General features: G+C 56.8%; 15 protein-coding genes and 1 tRNA gene. All 16 read left to right on the top strand.

All coding sequences use genetic code 11. The annotated features are described in order from the left end of the window. The first annotated feature begins 30 nt into the window (after positions 1 to 30). The 16 genes from flgC (at position 31) to secF (ending at position 16,700) form a co-directional block, all read left to right on the top strand. On the top strand, positions 31 to 480 hold the full coding sequence (gene flgC / locus AC13C0_RS09610) for a flagellar basal body rod protein FlgC (RefSeq protein WP_117616907.1): 450 nt from the start codon (positions 31 to 33) through the stop codon (positions 478 to 480). An 18-nt stretch (positions 481 to 498) separates the two neighbouring features. Then, on the top strand, positions 499 to 1,176 hold the full coding sequence (locus tag AC13C0_RS09605; RefSeq protein WP_117616908.1) for a flagellar hook assembly protein FlgD: 678 nt from the start codon (positions 499 to 501) through the stop codon (positions 1,174 to 1,176). Positions 1,177 to 1,203: 27 nt separating this feature from the next. Beyond that, a complete protein-coding gene (locus tag AC13C0_RS09600; protein ID WP_341581875.1) occupies positions 1,204 to 3,093 on the top strand; it encodes a flagellar hook protein FlgE in 1,890 nt (629 codons plus the stop codon). 76 nt (positions 3,094 to 3,169) lie between these two features. After that, positions 3,170 to 3,922: a flagellar basal body rod protein FlgF gene (locus AC13C0_RS09595; RefSeq protein WP_117616910.1), complete on the top strand. Its 753-nt coding sequence runs from the start codon at positions 3,170 to 3,172 to the stop codon at positions 3,920 to 3,922. A gap of 85 nt (positions 3,923 to 4,007) precedes the next feature. Further along, entirely contained in the window at positions 4,008 to 4,796 is a 789-nt protein-coding gene (gene flgG, locus AC13C0_RS09590) for a flagellar basal-body rod protein FlgG (protein WP_117616911.1), read from the top strand. Between the two features lie 19 nt (positions 4,797 to 4,815). Then, positions 4,816 to 5,517, top strand: coding sequence for a flagellar basal body L-ring protein FlgH (gene flgH, locus AC13C0_RS09585; protein WP_376788061.1), 702 nt, complete (start codon positions 4,816 to 4,818; stop codon positions 5,515 to 5,517). After that, the gene (locus AC13C0_RS09580; RefSeq protein WP_341581876.1) at positions 5,514 to 6,611 is read left to right on the top strand and encodes a flagellar basal body P-ring protein FlgI; all 1,098 of its coding nucleotides are present in this window, start codon (positions 5,514 to 5,516) and stop codon (positions 6,609 to 6,611) included. The genes flgH and AC13C0_RS09580 overlap by 4 nt, the downstream gene beginning before the upstream one ends. Before the next feature lie 8 nt (positions 6,612 to 6,619). Further along, positions 6,620 to 7,606: a flagellar assembly peptidoglycan hydrolase FlgJ gene (flgJ, locus tag AC13C0_RS09575; protein WP_117620226.1), complete on the top strand. Its 987-nt coding sequence runs from the start codon at positions 6,620 to 6,622 to the stop codon at positions 7,604 to 7,606. 5 nt (positions 7,607 to 7,611) lie between these two features. Next, entirely contained in the window at positions 7,612 to 9,684 is a 2,073-nt protein-coding gene (gene flgK / locus AC13C0_RS09570) for a flagellar hook-associated protein FlgK (protein WP_117616913.1), read from the top strand. 18 nt (positions 9,685 to 9,702) lie between these two features. Then, positions 9,703 to 10,947, top strand: coding sequence for a flagellar hook-associated protein FlgL (gene flgL / locus AC13C0_RS09565; RefSeq protein WP_117616914.1), 1,245 nt, complete (start codon positions 9,703 to 9,705; stop codon positions 10,945 to 10,947). Between the two features lie 82 nt (positions 10,948 to 11,029). Then, a tRNA-Leu gene (locus tag AC13C0_RS09560) sits at positions 11,030 to 11,116 on the top strand. 36 nt (positions 11,117 to 11,152) lie between these two features. Continuing rightward, on the top strand, positions 11,153 to 12,256 hold the full coding sequence (gene queA, locus AC13C0_RS09555; protein WP_482954311.1) for a tRNA preQ1(34) S-adenosylmethionine ribosyltransferase-isomerase QueA: 1,104 nt from the start codon (positions 11,153 to 11,155) through the stop codon (positions 12,254 to 12,256). A 14-nt stretch (positions 12,257 to 12,270) separates the two neighbouring features. Further along, positions 12,271 to 13,392, top strand: coding sequence for a tRNA guanosine(34) transglycosylase Tgt (gene tgt / locus AC13C0_RS09550; protein ID WP_482954333.1), 1,122 nt, complete (start codon positions 12,271 to 12,273; stop codon positions 13,390 to 13,392). 86 nt (positions 13,393 to 13,478) lie between these two features. Then, positions 13,479 to 13,784, top strand: coding sequence for a preprotein translocase subunit YajC (yajC, locus tag AC13C0_RS09545; protein ID WP_376788074.1), 306 nt, complete (start codon positions 13,479 to 13,481; stop codon positions 13,782 to 13,784). 95 nt (positions 13,785 to 13,879) lie between these two features. Next, positions 13,880 to 15,754: a protein translocase subunit SecD gene (gene secD / locus AC13C0_RS09540; RefSeq protein WP_341581878.1), complete on the top strand. Its 1,875-nt coding sequence runs from the start codon at positions 13,880 to 13,882 to the stop codon at positions 15,752 to 15,754. After that, a complete protein-coding gene (gene secF, locus AC13C0_RS09535; protein ID WP_341581879.1) occupies positions 15,747 to 16,700 on the top strand; it encodes a protein translocase subunit SecF in 954 nt (317 codons plus the stop codon). Before secD ends, secF begins: the two co-directional genes overlap by 8 nt. The last annotated feature ends 25 nt before the right edge of the window (positions 16,701 to 16,725 follow it).

Genomic DNA, 16,725 nt, shown 5'->3' with positions numbered 1-16,725 from the left:
CAGTCACAGGGTTAGCGAAGGAGAATTATCATGTCACTGGGCAGCATTTTTGATATCGCCGGTTCCGGCATGACAGCGCAATCGCTGCGGCTGAATACAACCGCGTCCAACATTGCCAATGCCGAAACAGCCAGCTCCAGTACCGGTGAAACCTACCGGGCCAGAAAGCCGGTGTTCTCAGCCGTTCAGCAATCACTCCTGAACCCGGGGCAGGGTGGCATGCCGATGGCTGCCGATGAAGGTCCCGGTGCCGGCGTCAGGGTTGAAGGCATTGTTGAGAGTGATGCGGAGTTACAGATGCGCTACGAGCCCCACCATCCGGCGGCCAATGAAGACGGTTATGTCTTCTATCCCAACGTGAACGTGGTTGAGGAGATGGCTGACATGATGTCGTCGTCCAGAAGTTTCCAGATGAATGTGGATGTCATGAACACAGCCAAGTCCATGATGCAGCGCATTCTGACCCTTGGTCAGCAGTAATACGGTGAGGAGCACAACATGACTGCAGTAAATGCAACAGACGCGTCGGATGTTCTGAGCCAGTACCAGCTGAAGCAACAGGATGGCGGCCAGGGCACCAGTGAGCTTGGCCGGAATGAGTTCATGGAACTGATGCTGGCACAGCTGAAAAACCAGAACCCGCTGGAACCCCAGGACAACGGTGAATTCATCTCCCAACTGGCCCAGTTCAGCTCGCTGGAGGAGATGCAGAACCTCTCCGGTACGGTTGAGGATGTGGCGGGCCAGTTCCGTTCCACCCAGGCGCTGCAGGCCTCTGCCATGGTCGGCAAAACCGTGCTTGCCCCTTCCCAGATCGGGATTCTGGGTGCGGACGGTGAGATCAGTGGCACCGTTGAAGTGCCGGCATCGACCGGCGGGCTTCGGCTTTCGATTCAGGGTCAGAATGGTGAACGGGTTCGCCAGATTGACATGGGTAGTAGTCCGGCGGGGGTGACCTCGTTCCGCTGGGATGGCCAGGACGGCAACGGCAATCCCTTGCCGCCGGGACCCTACCAGATTGTAGCCGAGGCTTCCTACCCGGATGGGCCGCAGCAGTTGGGTACGATGGTAAGTGCCAATGTTGACAGCGTGTCCCTGGGCCAGGGTGGCTCCATTACCCTGAATCTTGCAGGTATGGGCTCCATCGCCCTGTCTGATGTAAAACAAATTAACTGATACCGGTGAAACACCAAGGGGTGAACCATGGGATTTAATACGGGTTTGAGTGGTCTTCGCGCGGCATCGGTGGATCTGGACGTCACCGGTAACAATATTGCCAACGCCAGTACCGTGGGGTTCAAAGGCAGCAAGGCCCAGTTCGGCGATCTTTATGCCAGTGGTTTCCTGAGCGCAGGCACCAATCCGATCGGGGACGGTGTCCGGGTTCAGGGCGTGAAGCAGTCGTTCGGCCAGGGCAATATCAGCTTCACCGATAGCGGCCTGGATATGGCGATTGACGGTGATGGCTTCTTTATTCTGAACAATGGCGGCGAAGTGCGATACTCCCGGGCCGGCCAGTTCGGAGTAGACAAAGACGGCTTTGTGGTCAACAACCAGGGCATGAAGGTGCAGGGTTATACCGCTGATGGTGATGGCAACCTGTCCGGTGTGCGTGGTGACCTGCAGATTGAGACCGCCAACCTGGCTCCGCGCAGGACCACGAACCTGCAGACCGATGTGAATCTGGATTCCCGTGAATCCGTGCTGGAACGCAGGGTGAGAGACCTTTCCCTGCAGACCGGTGACTTTACGGCGGGTGAAACGCTGACTTTTTCCTATTCTGACGGTTCAGCCGATGAGACTGTTGTGATCCCCAGCCCGATAACGTCTGCGGGCCAGATTGCCGATGCGATTTCCGCGGCCTCCGGTGTCAGTGCTTCCGGCACCACAACAGCTGAAATAGACTCTACGGCCAATCGCGTCACGACCGGTGATACTCTCAGTAATACGATTGCGTCTCGCAACCTGGAGTTCTCAATCAATGGTCAGCCCCTGAATGTAAGCGCTGTGACGACACTGGATGAGCTGGCGAACGTTATTTCCAGCTTCGGCAATAACTCCATCTCAGCCAATGTGGATGGCGACAACCTTTTAGTCCGGGACAGCTCGGGTGAACCGCTTGAGGTTCAGTGGGGAGACGGTAGTAGTACGAACCCGATTGAGAACACCGTTGGAGAGATCGCGGTAAGCACAAATCGCAGTGTGGATACTGTGGCCTCTGACGCCGTGGGTTCTCAGTTCGTGGCGACATATAACAACACGCAGCCCACGCGCATCAACGCTTTCAACCCCATTGATCAGCGTACTTACAACCACGCCACATCAACCACCATCTACGACAGTCTGGGCAACGCCCATGAGATGACTCAGTTCTATGTCAAAGAGCCATCGCCCGGGAATGGTGTTGGCCAGAGTCAGTGGTCTGTTTACCTTCAGGTAGACGGCGAGCCGGTAGGTGGCACGGATCAGACTCCTTACACTGCAATATTCGATCAGGACGGTGTCCTGGCTTCCATCAACGGTAATCCCAGTGGTGAGATTATCGTGGCTGACTGGATTCCCAAGGATCCCAGCGGTGACCCTAATGGGGCGGACGGTCCTCCGGCAGATCCCACCTCGGTCGTGAGCCCGATTCCGGAGCCACCCACCAGCTCCGCGTTCGTTCTGAATCTGAGCGATGCCACCCAATACGGCGCGGCATTCGGTGTCAATGACCAGCAGCAGAATGGTTATACCACGGGTCGCCTGTCCGGGCTGGATGTGTCGGATGATGGTGTCATATTCGCCCGGTATACCAACGGGCAATCCAATGCGCTTGGTCAGGTGGCGCTCGCCACATTCAGCAACACCGATGGCCTGTCTCCGGTGGGTGATACCTCCTGGGTCGAAACCTTTGAATCAGGGCAGCCTGTCATTGGCGCGCCGGACACCGGTACCCTCGGTTCGATTGCGTCAAGCTCCGTCGAGGAATCCAACGTGGACCTGTCTGCTGAATTGGTGAACCTGATTATTGCACAACGCAACTATCAGGCGAACGCCAAGACCATTGAAACCTCCGATGCGGTCACCCAGACCATCATCAACCTTCGTTAAGTTCGTGAGCTAGCGAACATGGCATGACTCCTGCATGGAGACTGGAAACAGTCAAAATTCCGGCAGGAGTTTTCCCATGGACAAAGCCCTCTACATCGGTATGTCTGGCGCCAAGCAGAACATGCTGGCCCAGCAAGCCCATGCCAACAACCTGGCGAATGTCAGCACCACCGGCTTCAAGAAGGACTTCGCCCAGGCCCGTAGCATGCCTGTCTTCGGGGAACACCATCCCACCCGGGCCTATGCCATGACAGAGCGACCCGGCACGGACCTTTCCGCAGGCGCCCTGATGGACACCGGCCGCAAACTGGATGTGGCGGTTGAAGGTGAAGGGTGGCTTGCCATCCAGAACGATCAGGGCGAAGAGGTGTTTACCCGCAGCGGCAGTCTTCAGGTTGATGTGAATGGTCTGGTGCGCCTGGCCAATGGTGAACTTGTGCTTGGCAATGGTGGACCGGTTGCGCTGCCGCCTTTCGACAACGTGCAAATCGGCACTGACGGCACGATTTCTGTTGTTCCTGTTGGCGGCCCGCCGAATCAGCTGGTCGAGGTGGATCGTCTGAAGCTGGTCAACCCGCCACCGGAAGCTCTGGAGAAGGGGTTAGACGGGCATATGCGCCGAAAACCGGACCAGGCAATCGATGGCCCTGAGCCCCCGGATGCAAATCTCAGAGTGGTCTCGGGGTTTCTTGAGAGCTCCAACGTGAATGCGGTGGAAGAGATGATTTCCAATCTGCAGCTTTCCCGGCAATACGAAATGCAGGTGAAGGTAATGACCACCGCCAACGAGAATTCCGAAGCAACGGCACGGCTGTTGCAGAACCTTTAAGTAACAACCGAACACATTGGCCTGGCGGGCCTGAAGCGGCAAAAACTGGCCGCCTGATTGCCCCCCCCGGTATGGAGTAAGCAGCATGAATCCAGCACTTTGGGTCAGCAAGACCGGCTTGAGCGCGCAGGACACCAACATGTCCACCATTTCCAACAACCTGGCCAACGTCAACACCACCGGCTTCAAACGGGACAAGGCGGTCTTCCAGGACCTCCTGTACCAGATCAACCGACAGCCCGGTGGCCTGACTACCCAGAACTCCGAACTGCCTTCCGGCCTGCAATTGGGTACGGGTGTCCGGGTTGTGGGCACGGTCAAGCAGTTCTCCCAGGGCAACCTCCAGATTACCGAGCAGCCGCTGGACATGGCCATTAATGGCCGGGGTTTTCTGCAGATTCTGCTGCCGGATGGCCAGATTGCCTACACCCGGGACGGTCAGTTCCAGTTGAACTCCAACGGTGATGTGGTGAATCCGGACGGGTACCCCCTGGAGCCGGCCATCAATATTCCCGATAACGCCACCAATATCACCATTGGCAAGGACGGCACGGTAACGGCGGTAACGGACGACCAGGCGGCGCCGGTAAACCTTGGCCAGATCACCCTGGTGGATTTCATCAATCCCCAGGGCCTTCAGGCCATCGGAAACAACCTGTTCAAGGAAACCATTGCCAGCGGGAACCCCGTTGAGGGGGAGGCGGGTCTGCTCGGGCTTGGCACCATCGAACAGGGTTCTGTGGAGGCCTCCAACGTTGAGGTTGTGGAAGAACTGGTGAACATGATTACCACCCAGCGCGCCTATGAAATGAACTCGAAGGTGGTCTCCACGACGGACCAGATGCTCCAGTTCATTACCAACAACATTGGCTAATGCCGCCAGAGGTGACGTCATGAATCCGATGACATCCAGCCGGATAACCCGGGGCGCCAGTACCCTGGTGACCTTGGTGGTGCTGATCCTGCTACAGGGTTGCACGGCCATGAGCCGGCCCCGGGCGATGCCGGATGATCCCGAGTTTGCACCGGTACGCCCTGAGGCCATGACACAGAGAGACAGGGCGTCTGGTTCGATTTACCAGGTTTCCCGAAATTATAACTTTTACGGGGATACCGTCGCTCTCAACGTGGGTGATGTACTGACAGTGAATCTCCAGGAATCCACCCGTGCCAAAAAGAATGCCGACACCCGCATCACCAAGGACAACGAAATCACGCTGCCGGAGCCAAACATTCTGGGTAAGAACAACTTCGGGATCGGCACTTCACTGAACAACGAGCGCGATTTTAAAACCAAGGCTAGGGCTGATCAGAGCAACAGTCTTGCTGGCAGCATCACCGTCACGGTCACCGAGGTGCTGCCCAACGGCGTGCTGCGGATCCGGGGCGAGAAATGGCTGTCGCTGACCAATGGCGAGGAGTACATCCGCCTGACCGGGCTGGTTCGTCCCCGGGATATCCAGCCGGACAACGCTGTTGCCTCAAACCGTATTGCCGATGCGCGTATTGCCTATGGCGGTACCGGTGATTTCGACCAGGCAAACCAGATGGGCTGGCTTGCCCGTTTCTTTAACAGTGAGTGGTGGCTGCTATGAGCCCGCGGCATTTTTTTGCCTGGATACTTGCCCTGACGGTGGTCGCGGCACCGGTGATGGCGGACCGGCTGAAGGACCTGTCCCGCATCAAAGGGGTAAGGAACAACCAGCTGGTGGGCTACGGACTGGTGGTTGGCCTTGACGGGACCGGCGACAAGGCACCGTTCACCAATCAGACCTTCCGGAACATGATGAACCAGTTCGGTATCACTCTGTCTGAAGGCGTGAACCCGAAACTCACCAATGTCGCCGCCGTAACCGTGAGTGCCACATTGCCACCGTTTGCCAAGGCCGGGCAGGAGATTGATATCACGGTTTCCTCCATCGGCAACGCCGACAGCCTGCGCGGCGGTACCCTGCTGATGACCCCGCTGAAGGGCGCTGACAACAACGTCTACGCCATGGCTCAGGGCAGTCTGGTGGTTGGCGGTTTTGGTGCCCAGGGGCAGGATGGCTCCAGAATTACCGTGAACGTACCGAGCGTCGGCCGGATTCCCAACGGTGCCACCATCGAGCGGGAAGTGGTCTCGCCTTTTAGTCAGGGCGACACCATTACCTTCCACCTTCTGCGCCCAGATTTCACTACGGCCCGCCGTGTGGTCGAGGCTGTGAATGCACGCCTCGGCCCGGACATGGCGTACGCTCACGATGCGACATCGGTTTCCGTGCGTGCGCCGCGGGATCCGTCCCAGCGGGTAAGCTTTCTTTCGATACTTGAGAACGTTGAGGTCGCCCCGGCCCAGGACGCCGCCAAAGTGGTGATCAACAGCCGCACTGGCACCATCGTGGTCGGGCAGAATGTCAAAGTCAGCCCGGCAGCGGTGACCCACGGCAACCTGACGGTGACCATTCAGGAAAATCCCGCAGTGAAACAGCCTAATCCGTTTGCCGGCGGTGACACCGCCCTCGAGCCGGATAGCCAGATTGCAATCACCGAGGAGCCGGCCAGGATGTTCAAGTTTGGTCCGGCTGTCACCCTGAACGAGATTGTTCAGGCGGTGAACCAGGTGGGTGCCGCTCCGGGGGACGTTATGGCGGTACTTGAAGCTCTTAAACAGGCCGGTGCGCTGCGTGCCGAGCTGATTGTTATCTAGGTGGCATGATGCAGGACTATTCGCTTCAGCAGGCCCGGGTGTATACCGATTTCAGCGGCCTGAACGCGCTGAAAACGCAGGCCCGAACCGACAAAAGGGCGGCGCTGGAAGAAGTTGCACGCCAGTTCGAGAGCCTGTTCCTTTCTGAGATGCTGAAGTCCATGCGCAAGGCCGGTGACGTGCTTTCCGAAGGTAATTATCTGAAAAGCAATCAGTCGGATCTGTATCGCGACATGTTCGATAACCAGATGAGTCTGACCATGGCCGGTGGGCAGGGAACCGGTCTCGCCGAGGCGCTGGTCCGGCAACTGAGCCGACAAATTCCCGGCCTGGACAGTGAAGGCGATAAGCTGGCTGGCCACAAGGCTTCTCTCGCGGATTATGACCGGAGTTTGCCGGCGCTTTCGGCAAGCTTGCCCGGGCAGGTTCAGAAAGTCGCCTCGGTGGCACAAGAGTCTGCCGTGGCCCCGGGAAAAAACGTGTCCGAATTGCCGGACCGGTTCGACTCACCGGAGCATTTCGTGAGTGCCTTGCTTCCGGTAGCGAAGCGAATCAGCCGGGATACCGGCATCGACCCGAAACTGATGGTGGCCCAGGCGGCCCTGGAAACCGGCTGGGGCCGGCATATGATCCGGGGAGAGCAGGGCGAGCCAAGCTTTAACCTCTTTGGTATCAAAGCGGATGGCCGGTGGAAGGGCGATGCCGTTTCCCTCACCACCACGGAATACCGCGAGGGTCTGCCCATGAAAGAGCAGGCCAGTTTCCGGGCCTACCGGGATTACGAATCCAGCTTCCGGGACTATGTTTCGTTCCTCGAATCCAACCCCCGTTACCGGGAAGTGCTGTCGGCGGCGGACAAGCCTGAAGTGTTTGCGGAGAAACTTCAGGAGGCCGGCTACGCAACCGACCCGAACTATGGCAGCAAAATCCGCCAGATCATGAACCGTGATTCACTGATGACACTGTCCATGGGCAGTGACGGGATGAAGGAGTAAACGTTATGGCAGGGCTGATAGGCATTGGTCTGACCGGCATCCTCAGTAATCAGGCGGCACTGAATACCACGGGTAACAACATCACAAATGCCAACACACCTGGCTACAGCAGACAGGAAGTCCAGTTTGAAACCCAGAAAGGACAGCGTACCGGAGCCGGAACCATTGGTAGTGGCGTTAACGTCGCCAATATCCGCCGCCTTGCCAATGAGTATCTGGTTCAGCAGGTGCGGGAAGACAGCACCCTTTATGGTGAACAGGAAGCTCTCAATTCAGAGCTTTCCCGGCTTGATAACCTGCTTGGGGGCGAGTCCACCGGTCTGAACACAGCCCTGAATAACTTTTTTGCCAGTCTCCAGAATGCCGCCGAGGACCCGACGTCTTTGCCTCAGCGCCAACTGGTGCTGAGCGAGGCCCAGCAGGTCGTTAACCGGTTCCAGGCGCTGAACCAGGAGTTCATCCAGCAGCGGGAATCCATCAAGACTCAGATGCAGCAGGGTGTAAAGGATGCCAATACCCTGATCAGGAGCATCGCAGAACTGAACCTGGCGATATCCGAGTCCCCGGGCATCGCCCAGGGCAGGATGCCCAATGAGTTGCTGGACAAGCGCGACGAAAAACTGCGCCAGCTTTCGGAACTGGTGAATATCAAGGTGACGCCCACAGATGGCAGCCAGGTGAACGTATCGCTCTCGAACGGTCTTTCCCTGGTGGTTGGCAGCAACGCGGCAACCTTCGGAACCCGGGAAAATGCCGAGGATCCGACGCGTCTGGAGTTTACGCTCAGTAATGGCGGGCGCACCTTGAACGTCGACGAACAGATTGCCGGGGGTAAACTCGGAGGTCTCCTGCGGTTTGATAACGAGGGGCTCAAGCCGGCATTTGATGAGCTGGGCCGGATTGCCATTGCACTGTCGGATACCATGAACCAACAGCATGAAATTGGCATGGATCTGGAGGGCGACCTGGGGGGGCTGTTCTTCACCGATATCAACTCAATTGAAGCCCAGCGTGGCAGAGTGGTGCCCAATGGCAACAATCAGGTGTCCGGCGCTGGCCAGCTGGCGGTGGAAATAACCGACAGTTCCGCGCTGCCAGCCGGCCGATGGACATTACAGTTCAGCGGTGACGGCCGGAGCTATGAGCTGATCAATCAGGAAACCGGCAAGACCGAAAACCAGGGACGTTTGCCGGATCCGGTGCAGTCCGAAATCAGTATGCCCGGGTTCAACATCCGGGTGGAGGGCGGTACCTTCAGCGCCGGTGACAAATACCTGATCCAGCCCGGCCGGAATGCGGCCGAAAGTATTGGCCTGGAAGTGAGACGCGAGGAAGACTTGGCGCTTGCCAGCCCGATTCGGGCGAGGGAAGGGGGGTATAACCCCGATACAACTGAGACTCGGGAAAATAACCTGGGCACCGGGCAGATTAATCAGGGGAAGATGCTGAACGTCCGTAATCCTAATACCAATGGATTGCTTGAGGGGTTCAGGAATAGCGGCGAGCTGGCTAATGGGCCAATGAAAATCGCGTTCGAAAATAATGGTACGGACATCGTGTACCGGGTTTACGATGGGTCTGACACGGAAATCAGTGCCTCTGATTACCCAACAGGGGTGCCTTATGATCCTCAGAAGATCAATCTGGTTTTTGGCGGTGACACGTCAGACGGTGCTCTTTACCAGGGCTATCAGTTCGAGATGACGGGTGAGCCCGCCAATGGCGATGTTTTTACTGTTGAATACAACGACAATGGCATATCCGACAATCGCAACGCCGAGCTACTTGCGGCTTTGGGTACCCAGAACACCATGAATGGTGGCACCCAGAATTTTACCGAGGGTTATGCCGGTCTGGTGGAAGACATCGGGGTAAAAACCCGTCAGAGCCAGTTGGATGTGGATGCCGGCAAAACCCTGCTGGAGCAGTCAACCAACCAGCGGGAATCGGTGTCCGGAGTCAACCTGGACGAGGAAGCCGGCCGGCTCATTCAATACCAGGCCGCATACAATGCCTCAGCCCAGGTGATGTCGGTGGCTCAGGACCTGTTCAATACCCTGTTACAGAGTTTCCGGTAACGGTTGAGGTGATGTGACATGATCAGAATTTCATCACAACAGATTTTTTCCGGCGGCATCAACCGCCTTCAGGAGCTCAATACCAGCCTGAATAACACCCAGCAGCAAATCTCCACTGGCAAACGGGTGAATAAGCCCTCAGATGATCCGGTGGCGGCCGCCCGTATTCTAAAACTGGATCAGGAATTGTCGCGGGTCGAGACCTATCAGCGCAACGCCACTTTGGCTGACAACCGCCTGAAGCAGGAAGAGAGTGCGTTGGCCAGCTCGATTGACGTGATCCAGCGCATCCGCGAACTGACGGTGCAGGCGGGCAATGGGTCGTTGTCAGCCGATGACAGGCGTTCCATTTCCTCAGAGCTGGAGGAGCGTCTGGGGCAGTTGGCAAACATCGCCAATACCCGGGATGCTTCGGGTGAATACATCTTCAGTGGATTTCAGGGCCAGACACCTGCTTTCGCAAAGGATGGCGCAGGTGACTGGACATATCAGGGTGATGAAGGTCAGCGGGTACTGGAAATTGATGATGGCGTAACCGTGCCGATCAGTGATCACGGTAAGGGTATTTTTGTAGACGTGCCCAAGGCGGTCTCAGTAACGGCAAAGTCTAATGGTGCAACCCCTCCTACTCCTCCTGGTTATATTTCGGGGCTTGAGGTTGTGGCGCCGAAAGATCTAAGGGATGCCTTTGGCAGCGATGTGCCAGATGACCTTGAAGTTAGTGTCGATGATGATGGCTCCGGCGTATTAGAAATTACGGTCACAGATCCGAGAACAGGTAACACTATTCAAACTGAGCCTCTGAATCCCGTAGTCGGAGAAGAGTTTCAAGTGGCGGGTATAAAGCTCACCATCAATGATTCGCAAGATCAGGACTCGTTCACCCTGGGGATTAACGATAGGCAATCCGTCTTCGGCACCATAAAAAACCTGATTGACGGGCTTGAGGGCATTGCCAAAGGTTCCCCCCGTGGTGATGCCGAATACGATGCCCTGATCGCCGAGTCGCTGACCAACCTCGACAACGCCCAGGAAAGTATCATCCTGAAGCAGACCGAGCTGGGCGGCCGGATGAACGCCGTGGAGTCTACCAAGACCTTTCTTGAGGATTCGTCCGTCTATACCAACGAAATCCGGTCCCAACTGCAGGATGTGGACTACGCCGAAGCAATCAGTAACCTGAGTTTCCAGAGCTTCGTGCTTCAGGCGGCCCAGCAGTCCTTTGCGCAGGTTTCGCAGCTGTCTCTGTTTGATCGGTTGTAAATATCTGAAGCTGTGGACAGTTGTGTCTGCTGGCTTATTGCTTTCGCGATTAAGCTCAGTATAATCCCCCACACTCTCCGATGGCGGCGTGGTGAAATTGGTAGACACGACGGATTCAAAATCCGTTGGGGTAAAACCCGTGGCGGTTCGAGTCCGCCCGCCGCTACCATCTTTTTTTCCTTCGGCGTCGTTAACAGTCCATTCCATGAATGTCTCCGATTTTCATTTTGACCTGCCGGACGAACTGATCGCCCGCTATCCGCTCAAAGAACGCAGTGCGTCCCGCTTGCTCTGTCTGGATGGTCTTTCCGGCAAGCTCGATCACCGGATCTTCAGCGACCTTCCCGAACTGCTTCAGCCCGGCGACCTGCTGGTGTTCAACAACACCCGGGTGATTCCTGCGCGCCTGTTTGGCAAAAAGGAAACGGGCGGGCAGGTAGAGGTGCTGGTTGAGCGGATAACCGGAGAGCACGAAATTATTGCCCATGTCCGGGCTTCAAAGGCGCTGAAAGAGGGGCAGAACGTCATCCTTGAAGATGGTACATATTTAAGGATGTCCGGCCGGGACGAGACACTGTTTCATTTGGTGTGTGAATCTGAAGAACCCATACTGGATATACTTGAGCGCATTGGTCACATGCCGTTGCCGCCCTATATTGATCGCTCAGACGAATCCACTGACCGGGACCGGTACCAGACGGTGTACGCCCGGGAAGCCGGTGCTGTGGCTGCGCCCACCGCCGGCCTGCATTTCGACGAGGCACTGCTGGAAAAACTGGCCGCCTGCGGCATTGAAAGTACCTTTGTCACGCTGCACGTTGGCGCAGGCACCTTCCAGCCGGTGCGGGTAGACAAGATAGAAGACCATGCAATGCACAGCGAGATTGTGCACGTTCCCCGGGAAGCGGTTGATGCTGTCGAGCGAACCCGAGCCCGGGGAGGGCGCGTGGTCGCCGTGGGTACGACATCTGTTCGCTCTCTTGAATCGGCAAGCCGTGGTGGTCGTCTCACGGCATTCACCGGCGAGACGGATATTTTTATATACCCGGGGTACCGTTTTCAGGCAGTTGATGCCCTGGTGACCAACTTCCATTTGCCGGAATCCACGCTGATCATGCTGGTCAGTGCCTTTGCCGGTTACGGCAATGTGATGGGCGCCTACAAGGAGGCGGTCGGGGAACGCTACCGTTTCTTCAGCTACGGCGACGCCATGCTCATTACCGGCCAGGAACCCAGTCGCGGTATGTTGCTGGGCCCAGCCGTGGAATCCATAGATACCGGTATTGGTAACGCCGGGGAGGCTTTGTGACACAGACCTGTTTCATGTCGTTCGAGAAGCTGGGTGAGGATGGCCGTGCTCGCCGCGGCCGGCTGACCTTTCCGCGGGGCACGGTTGAAACGCCTGCCTTCATGCCGGTGGGGACCTACGGCACTGTCAAGGGCATGCTACCGCGGGACATCCATGAAATTGGTGCAGAAATTATTCTGGGCAATACCTTTCACCTGATGCTGCGTCCGGGTACGGAGGTGGTCAGGGCCCATGGGGATCTGCACGATTTCACCCAGTGGCAGGGACCAATCCTGACCGACTCCGGTGGCTTCCAGGTATTCAGCCTGGGGGAAATGCGCAAGATTACGGAAGAGGGCGTCACTTTCCGCTCACCGGTTGACGGCTCTCCTGTAGAGTTGTCTCCGGAGATCGCCATTCAGGTTCAGTGTGACCTGGGCTCGGACATCGTCATGATTTTTGATGAGTGTACCCCTTACCCCGCGACAGAGTGCCAGGCCAGGGATTCCATGGAGCTGTCCCTGCGTTGGGCTCAGCGCAGCAAGGATGCCCACGAAGGTAATCCGGCGGCACTGTTCGGTATTGTTCAGGGCGGTATGTATGAGAACCTGCGTGACCGTTCCCTGGAAGGACTGACAGACATTGGCTTTGATGGCTATGCCATTGGTGGTCTTTCCGTTGGCGAGCCAAAGGAAGACATGATCAGGATTCTGGACCATCTGCCGCCCAAAATGCCGGAAGGCAAGCCCAGATACCTGATGGGCGTTGGTCGGCCTGAGGATATCGTTGAGGCAGTGCGGCGCGGAGTCGATATGTTTGACTGCGTAATGCCGACCCGGAATGCCAGAAATGGCTACCTCTTTACCTCCACCGGCATCGTCAAGATCCGCAATGCCAGGCACCGTCATGACACCGCGCCGCTCGATGAGCGTTGTGACTGTTACACCTGCCAGAATTTTTCGAGAAGTTATCTGCATCATCTGGATAAATGTGGAGAAATGCTGGGCGCTCAACTGAACACGATTCATAACCTGCGGTTCTACCAGAACCTGATGGCCGGATTGCGTGGGGCCATTGAAGCAGGTACATTGTCGGACTTTGTAACCGACTTCTATACTCAGCGCGGAGAGACAGCTCCGCCATTGGGCAATGTTTGATCTATTCGCTTAACCAACGGAGATATTCAATGAAATCAATTAAAATGCTCGTTGCCGGCCTGATGGCTCTGATGCCTGCGCTGGCCATGGCTCAGGACCCGGGTGCGCCGGGGATGGGCGTTATGGGTCAGGTAATCTTTTTCGGCGGCTTCATCTTGATTTTCTACTTCCTGATCTGGCGTCCGCAGTCCAAGCGTGCGAAAGAGCACAAGGCGTTGATGTCTGGCCTGAACAAGGGTGACGAAGTCGTGACCTCCGGTGGTGTTGCCGGCAAGATCACCAAGGTAACGGACGATTTTATCGTTGTTGAAATTGCCGACAATGTCGAAATCAAGGTCCAGAAAGTCGCTGTTGCCGCAGCCCTGCCCAAGGGCACGCTCAAGGACATCTGAGCGAGGGCCATTTGGCCGGCCATCCATGGTGGCCGGACTGAATCCTCCTGGCTGAAACACCAAGGCCGGCCCGTTGGTCGGCTACAAGGGATCCCATGCTGAACAAGTATCCGCTTTGGAAAAACCTGGTTATCCTGGTCGCGCTTGTGATCGGGTTTATCTACGCTTTACCCAACCTCTTTCCTGACGACTACGCCATCCAGATTACCGGCGCGCGCAGCAGCACCGAAGTGAATGCCGGTGTGCTCGACAGGGCCGTTAATGTCCTCGAGAGTCAGGGAATTGAGGTGAAAAGCAGTACTCTTCAGGATCGGGATGCTCTGATCCGCCTGACCAGTTCTGATGACCAACTGCGGGCCCGCCCCCTTGTGCAGGCCGCCCTGGGTAATGAGTATCTGGCTGCCCTGAATATGGCAGCGTCCACACCCGATTGGCTGAGAAGCCTCGGTGCAGGTCCGATGAAGCTTGGTCTTGATCTGCGTGGTGGCGTGCACTTCCTCCTTGAAGTGGATATGGAAACGGCGGTAAGCCAGCGCCTTGAGGCCATGTCCGGCCAGATCAAGCGGGAATTGCGGGAAGCGCGCATTCGTTATCGCGGCGGTGATCTCGAGAACGATCGCAAGATTGTTCTCACCTTCCGGGATGAAGCTTCCCGTGCGGAAGCCTTCGATCTGGTGCGCGATCAGTACAATGAGTTTCTGCTGGATGAACAGACCGAGGGGGATGAATTCCTGCTGGAGCTGAGGCTGTCCGAAGCTGAGGTCCAGGCCATCCAGGATTACGCTCTGGAGCAAAACCTCACAACGATCCGGAATCGGGTTAACGAACTGGGCGTGGCCGAGCCGCTGGTTCAGCAGCAAGGCAATGATCGAATCATTGTCGAGCTTCCGGGCGTGCAGGATACCGCCCAGGCCAAGCGGGTTCTCGGTGCCACGGCGAACCTCGAATTCCGGATGGAAGCCCGTCCGGATGCGCCGGCCAGTGAAACGGAACAGTTCAGTTTCCGGGACCAGCCCCAGCGAACCGCACGACTTGAGCGGGACGTTATTGCCACTGGTAATAACGTGGCCAACGCCCAGCAGGCCTTCGATGAAAACGGTCAGCCCCAGGTTAATATCACCATGGATTCGGTAGGTGGCGACCTGATGAATCGGGCCACGCGCAACGCGATCGGCCGCAGGATGGCGGTACTCTTTATCGAGTATCGGACAGAGACCGGAACCCGCATGGTCGACGGTGAACCAAAAGAATTTGAAGAGCGCGTTGTGGAGAAGGGCATTATCAGCCTTGCCACTGTGCAATCCGCTCTGGGCAGCAGCTTCCGTATCACCGGGCTGGATTCGATCCCGGAGGCTGCGGAACTGGCGCTTCTGTTGCGTGCCGGTGCGCTTGCCGCTCCCATGTATTTCGTTCAGGAACGCACCATAGGGCCAAGCCTCGGGCAGAAAAATATTGACGCCGGGATGATGTCAGTTTTACTCGGCTTTGGCCTGGTCATGCTTTACATGCTGGCCTACTACCGGGGCTTTGGCATGATCGCGAATACATCACTGGCCCTCAACCTGATGTTGCTGATCGCGTCCATGTCCATTCTGTCAGCCACCCTCACCTTGCCGGGTATTGCCGGTATCGTTCTTACGGTCGGGATGGCCGTGGATGCCAATGTGCTTATCTTTGAGCGGATAAAGGAAGAGCTGAAGGCCGGCGCTCCGCCCCAGACCGCGATCAACGCCGGTTACTCCCGGGCGTTCGTGTCTATATTTGATGCCAATATCACTACGCTGTTGGTGGCCGTTATCCTCTTTGCCATGGGCTCCGGGCCGGTCAAAGGCTTCGCGATAACATTGTGTATCGGTATCCTGACGTCAATGTTCTCTGGCCTGATGATCAGCCGCAGCATTGTTAACCTGGTTTATGGCGGCCGAAGGGTCGAGAACCTGTCGATCGGAGGAAAGCTCGCCAATGTCTGAAGATCAGAAACAACCGTTTGATTTTATGGGGCTTCGGAAGATTGCTTCCGTCGTCTCGATCGCACTTATCCTGGTGTCCGTTGCCCTGCTGGCCACCCGTGGATTGAACTTTGGCATGGATTTCACTGGCGGCACATCGGTCGAGTTCGAGTATGCGGAGGCGCCGCAGCTCGATGAAATACGCTCCAGGCTGGACGCCGCGGGTTATGACCAGTTTTCCGTGCAGAATTTCGGCGCGGACACCATTGTTCTGGTACGGATGGCCGAGGGCGGCAACGATAAGCTTGCCCCTGACGTTACCCGCACGCTCCAAGCCGGCGGAGTTGAGCTTGAATTGATCAGTTCCGAGTTCGTTGGCTCTCAGGTGGGCAAACAGCTCAAAGAGGACAGCGGTCTGGGGTTGCTGATCGCTCTGGCGGTGGTGCTGATTTATGTGGGCATGCGCTTTCAGTTCAAGTTCGGTATCGCATCGGTCTTGCCGCTGGCTCACGATGTCATTATTGTACTTGGTGTGTTCGCACTGTTTCAGTGGACGTTTGATCTTACCGTTCTGGCGGCACTTTTGGCGGTCATCGGTTACTCTCTGAACGACACCATTGTTGTCGCTGACCGTATTCGTGAGAACTTCCGGAAGATACGGGTTGGTGAGCCCTGGGATGTTATCAACCAGTCCATTCACCAGACCATTAGCCGGACAATCAATACCTCCGGGACTACCTTGGTGGTTCTGCTTGCGCTGTACTTTTGGGGCGGTGAGGCGATCAATAACTTCGCGCTTGCCCTGATTATCGGGGTGGTGGTTGGTACCTACTCGTCGATCTATGTGTCTGCAAACCTCCTGATGGTGATGGGTGTTTCCCGTGAAGATCTGATCATACCGCCGAAAGAAGGTGTTGCGGATGCGGACGAGGAAGAGCAGCCGCCGGAGTGGCTGAACCGGATGTAGGATAGGAGCTTCTGCGCCCTTAGTA

The organism is Marinobacter sp. B-21 (assembly GCF_056857895.1).
This window is presented reverse-complemented; position numbering and strand designations above follow the sequence as displayed.

Coding starts and splice junctions, on each gene's coding strand:
- secD (WP_341581878.1), top strand. CDS start 13,880: ATGCTGAACAAGTATCCGCTTTGGAAAAACCTGGTTATCCTGGTCGCG.
- AC13C0_RS09600 (WP_341581875.1), top strand. CDS start 1,204: ATGGGATTTAATACGGGTTTGAGTGGTCTTCGCGCGGCATCGGTGGAT.
- secF (WP_341581879.1), top strand. CDS start 15,747: ATGTCTGAAGATCAGAAACAACCGTTTGATTTTATGGGGCTTCGGAAG.
- flgG (WP_117616911.1), top strand. CDS start 4,008: ATGAATCCAGCACTTTGGGTCAGCAAGACCGGCTTGAGCGCGCAGGAC.
- flgC (WP_117616907.1), top strand. CDS start 31: ATGTCACTGGGCAGCATTTTTGATATCGCCGGTTCCGGCATGACAGCG.
- AC13C0_RS09605 (WP_117616908.1), top strand. CDS start 499: ATGACTGCAGTAAATGCAACAGACGCGTCGGATGTTCTGAGCCAGTAC.
- flgL (WP_117616914.1), top strand. CDS start 9,703: ATGATCAGAATTTCATCACAACAGATTTTTTCCGGCGGCATCAACCGC.
- flgH (WP_376788061.1), top strand. CDS start 4,816: ATGAATCCGATGACATCCAGCCGGATAACCCGGGGCGCCAGTACCCTG.
- AC13C0_RS09595 (WP_117616910.1), top strand. CDS start 3,170: ATGGACAAAGCCCTCTACATCGGTATGTCTGGCGCCAAGCAGAACATG.
- yajC (WP_376788074.1), top strand. CDS start 13,479: ATGGCTCAGGACCCGGGTGCGCCGGGGATGGGCGTTATGGGTCAGGTA.
- AC13C0_RS09580 (WP_341581876.1), top strand. CDS start 5,514: ATGAGCCCGCGGCATTTTTTTGCCTGGATACTTGCCCTGACGGTGGTC.
- queA (WP_482954311.1), top strand. CDS start 11,153: ATGAATGTCTCCGATTTTCATTTTGACCTGCCGGACGAACTGATCGCC.
- flgK (WP_117616913.1), top strand. CDS start 7,612: ATGGCAGGGCTGATAGGCATTGGTCTGACCGGCATCCTCAGTAATCAG.
- flgJ (WP_117620226.1), top strand. CDS start 6,620: ATGCAGGACTATTCGCTTCAGCAGGCCCGGGTGTATACCGATTTCAGC.
- tgt (WP_482954333.1), top strand. CDS start 12,271: ATGTCGTTCGAGAAGCTGGGTGAGGATGGCCGTGCTCGCCGCGGCCGG.